Raw genomic sequence first — 4,301 nt, forward strand, 5'->3', positions numbered from 1 at the left:
CCGGTCTCGGGGTTCTTCACCAGCAGGTGCTCCTCGGTGAGGGTGGTGAGCAGGCGATGCGCCGTGGACTTGCCGAGGTCGAGGCGCCGGGACAGCTCCGAGACGCCGATCTCGGGCCGCTCCGAGGAGAACTCCTTCAATGCCCGGGCGGCGTTCCGGACCGAGGACAGGGTGCGGCCGCTCACGCGGATCCTCTCAGTGCCGCCAGCACGGCCCGACGTACTTGCTTGCGGTCGCCGGTGGCCACCGACTCCTTCACCGGTTCGCTCCACGGAACCAGGGCGCGCGCTACCAGCCCATGCGCCCGGGTCAGTCCGGCCGCGTCGGCTGCCGCCAGTTCGTCGACCAGCCCCGGATCGCCCGAGGCGTGGGCGCGGATGGACTCGTAGTCACGGGCGGCGGCGAGATGGGCGTTGGCCAGGCCGGTGCCGGCATGCGTCGCGTGGTGGGCCGTGAGGTCCGACCCGGGGCGCACCACCAGGTGGTAGTGGTGCCTACCTATCCCGACCACCCTCCTCACCGCGCCGGGATCGGGCCGGTCTCCGGCCTCAGCGGTCCCGAGAGCCGGAAGCACGACCGGATCCAGAAACCGGAGCGTCCAGGCCATGCCGTCCTGTTCGAAATCGGCCGATACCTCCGGGCCCCGCGGTGCGGCGAGCCGGTCCCCCGTGGCGACCACGTGCAGGTTGCGCGCCCCGGCGGCCACCACCGTGAACGGGTTGGTCAGCAGCTCGAGACTTCCCTGTACGGCGGGCGGAAAGGTGAATGCGATCCGGGCATAGGCAGCGTGGACGTTGCCCACGTAATCGGCCATGGCGGCCCGGATGTCTTCCGGGCGGGGTCTGGACATGGCCGTCCATGCTAGCCCCTGTTCTTCTATGCGGAACGAGGCTTCGGAATCGAGGACTGCGGGCGTAGGTTACGGTCGTGACGTCGTCAGGGGCTGCATAGCACATGGGCATTCTCCGGTTGAGCCATGTGGACATCACGGTTCCCGACCTCGATCTGGCCTCCGCCTACTACACCGGTGTCATGGGGATGATCGAGGTGGAGCGGACCTCGGACCGGGCCTTCTTCAAATGCTGGGACGAGGAGGACCATCACTCCCTGGCGGTCCGCTACGACCCCCGCGTGGGTATCGACCGGTTCTCGTTCAAGGTAGAGGACGACGAGGATCTGGCCGAGCTCGAAGACCGGGTCGAGTCGTTCGGCTTCCGGGTCGAACGGATCTCGAAGGGCGAGGAGATCGGGCAGGGCGAGTCGATCCGGTTCGCCACCCCGTCCGGCCACACCATGGAGTTGGTGCGGGAGGTGGAACGGGTTGGCGGCCTGCTCCCCAAGCTCAACCCGCCCCCGGCGCCGCTCGACCTGCCGGGAATCGCCCCGCCCCGGATGGACCACCTGCTGGTCACCGCCGAGGAAGTGGGAGAGGCCACCAAGTTCTACACCGATATCCTCGAGTTCAGGATCACCGAGCAGCTCCTCGACGGTGAGGGTCGCCAGATCGGAACCTGGCTCGAGCGGAGCCACTCACCGCACGACCTGGCGGTGGTCTCCGGACCCAATGGAGGTCTCCACCACTTCGCCTTCTGGCTGGACGCCTGGGATGACGTCCGCCGCTCGGCCGACATCCTCGCCTACCACGCCATCCAGATCGACGTGGGTCCCACCCGCCACGGCATCACCCGCGGGAGCACCATCTACTTCTTCGATCCGATGGGCACCCGGAACGAGGTGTTCACCGGTGGCTACCGGCCCGATCCCGACTTCCCCACCATCACCTGGACGGAGGACAACATAGGCAAGGCCATCTTCTACTACGAGGGCGAGCTCAACGAGCGCTTCATGAAGGTCCACACGTAGTGGCGTCCCTGCGAGAAGGCCGCTAGTGGGCATCTTGCGGCTCTCGCATGTCGTCGTCCGGGTCCCCGACATCGAGTTGGCGACGGCCTACTACTCGGAGGTGGTCGGCCTGATCGAGACGGCCCGGGAACCCGAGCGGGTCTACATGAAGTGCTGGGACGAGCACCAGCACCACAGCGTGATCCTCGAGTACGCGCCCACCTACGGCCTGGAGAGGTTCGGGTTCAAGGTGCAGCACGAGTCCGATCTGGATGACCTGGCATCCCGCATCGAAGCGGCCGGGATCGCCACCAAGCGGTTCGAACCCGGCGAGCTGGGCATCGGGTCCGGCGCCACCGTCCAGTTCGTGGCGCCCTCCGGCCACACCACCGAGCTGGTATGGGGCATGGCCCAGGTCGGGAACCTCCTCCCGCTGACCAACCCGCCGCCCGAACCGCAGGGCCTGGTGGGGATCCACCCGCCCCGTCTCGACCACATCTTCCTGATGTGCGAGGACGTGGACGAGACCACCGCCTTCTACACGGATGTGCTCGACTTCCGCCTGACCGAGCAGATCCTGGCCGATGACGGGCACCAGCTGGTCACCTTCCTGGAACGGACCCACACCCCCCACGACATCGCCTTCATCACCGGCCCGAACGGGGCCTTCCATCACATGGCCTTCTGGCTGGACGACTGGAACGAGGTCCGCAAGGCGGCCGACATCTGCTCCTACCACGGCATTCCCATCGACGCCGGCCCCACCCGCCACGGCGCCACCCGCGGGCACGGCCTCTACTTCTTCGATCCCGCCGGCAACCGCAACGAGGTCTACACCGGGGGCTACTGGGCCGACCCGGACCGCGAGCCGGTCACGTGGACCGAGGCGGAGATCGGGCGAGCCGTGTTCTACTACGAAGGGGTGGTCGACCACCGCTTCATGACGGTGCACTCATGACCCGCCGACGCCCTGACCTCCCTCGCACCGAACGGGATGAGGCGCCCATGTACCTGGCGCGCTATCTCGAGCGGGCCGCTAGGCCCCCGGAGCCCGACGAGGACACTGACGACGCCACCCCCCTCTACCTGCGGCGCTTCCGGCAGCGCCGGTCCACGGAGACCATCACCGCGCCATTACCGCCGCTTTGGGAGCGGTCCGACCACGGCATGCAGATGGTGCTCAGCGAGGACAACCGCAACAAGGAGATCGGCGCCCCGCCCCAGGCCGCCCGCCCGGTGGTCAACGACGTCTACCTCGTCCGGCACGCCGAGACCCAGGGATACTCGACGGAGGCCGGCATCACCCCGCTGGGCGCCTGGCAGGCGCGCTCGGTGGGCCACACCCTCGCTCGCCGGGTCGGCGCCGGGGAGAAGATCGTGCTCGCCCACGCGGCCACCAACCGGGCCGGCCAGACCATCGAGCAGATCCACCGCTCCGTGCTGGACGGTCTGGAGCTGTTCGAGAAGGACGTCAAGGTCATCGACCCCAGGCCGTATGACGAGTTCCGCAACTTCATGGTCGCGACCCCGGACGGCATCATGGACGTGACCGCCGCCTTCCGCCTCTACTACTCGGTTCTGGAGCGGTTCGAGCGTATCGCCCTCGGCGACCGTCCCGCCTGGCTGGTCGAGATCGATCGGTTCTGGCGCACCCAGTTCGGGGGAGGCGATCCGATCCAGCACTGGCTTACGATCCCCATGCTGCACTTCGAGCCGCCCGCCCTCTGCGTGCGGCGGTTCTGGACCGGGATCAGGTCGCTGGCGACGGCGGATCCGGGGGCGCGTATCGTCATCGCCAGCCACTCGGGACCGATCCGCGCCTTCGCCATCTGGGCCTTCGGCTACGACCCAGGCGAGCCCTACAACACCGAGCACGTGCGGGTGAAGCTGATGGAGGGCGGCCGGGAAGCCCTCGTCATCTACCGCAACCGGGTCCAGGAGGTCATGGTTCCCGACATCGGCGACCTACCGACCTGGTCGCTAGATGAGGACTGGACACCGCCACCGACGGCACCCGACCACCGGCATGTGTGATGCGTGCCCCACCGTCAGTCCCGATGCAAACGTCCCCCGTCCGGCGCCGACCCCCGCCCGGGAGCCCGACATGAGTAACCGGTTCATCATCTGGTTCAACGACTACCGGCCCGAGGACAGGCCCAGGATCGGGGGCAAGAACGCCGGGCTGGGCGAGATGATCAACGCCGATCTCCCCGTCCCGCCGGGTTTCGCCATCACGACAGACGGGTTCGAGACCATCAGGAACCACCCCCGGACCGTGGAGGAGGTCAGGGCCCTCCTGGCCACGGTCGACTTCGGCGATCCCCCCGGCATCAGGGAGGTGTCCGGGCGGGTGCGGTCCCTGATCGAGGCCGTACCCATGTCGGCCGGAGTGGAGGACGCCATCCGCTCCGCCTACGCGGAGTTGTGCTCGCGCTGCAACCAGGACGACGTACCCGTGG

Annotated in this window: 6 protein-coding genes; 4 read left to right on the top strand and 2 right to left on the bottom strand. The window is 68.1% G+C overall.

From position 1 onward, the window contains the following. Both OXK16_16420 and OXK16_16425 read right to left on the bottom strand, forming a co-directional pair. Window positions 1-185 (bottom strand): helix-turn-helix domain-containing protein (locus tag OXK16_16420; GenBank protein MDE0377525.1); only part of this gene is annotated, 185 nt, incomplete at its 3' end. Continuing rightward, window positions 182-850 carry a hypothetical protein gene (locus tag OXK16_16425; protein ID MDE0377526.1) on the bottom strand — a complete coding sequence of 223 codons (669 nt, stop codon included), beginning with the start codon at window positions 848-850 and terminating at the stop codon, window positions 182-184. The genes OXK16_16425 and OXK16_16420, both read right to left, overlap by 4 nt. A 104-nt stretch (window positions 851-954) precedes the next feature. On the opposite strand from OXK16_16425, the gene OXK16_16430 reads away from it, so the two are divergent. From OXK16_16430 to OXK16_16445, 4 genes are all read left to right on the top strand, one after another. Next, a complete protein-coding gene (locus OXK16_16430) occupies window positions 955-1,863 on the top strand; it encodes a catechol 2,3-dioxygenase (protein ID MDE0377527.1) in 909 nt (302 codons plus the stop codon). Between the two features lie 25 nt (window positions 1,864-1,888). Further along, window positions 1,889-2,800 (top strand): catechol 2,3-dioxygenase, encoded by a 912-nt coding sequence (locus tag OXK16_16435; GenBank protein ID MDE0377528.1) that lies wholly within the window; start codon window positions 1,889-1,891, stop codon window positions 2,798-2,800. Beyond that, window positions 2,797-3,876: a phosphoglycerate mutase family protein gene (locus OXK16_16440; protein ID MDE0377529.1), complete on the top strand. Its 1,080-nt coding sequence runs from the start codon at window positions 2,797-2,799 to the stop codon at window positions 3,874-3,876. Before OXK16_16435 ends, OXK16_16440 begins: the two co-directional genes overlap by 4 nt. Before the next feature lie 70 nt (window positions 3,877-3,946). Continuing rightward, window positions 3,947-4,301: hypothetical protein (locus OXK16_16445; protein ID MDE0377530.1), on the top strand; the 355-nt coding region annotated here is incomplete at its 3' end.

Source organism: bacterium (genome assembly GCA_028821235.1).
Lineage (GTDB): Bacteria > Actinomycetota > Acidimicrobiia > Spongiisociales > Spongiisociaceae > Spongiisocius.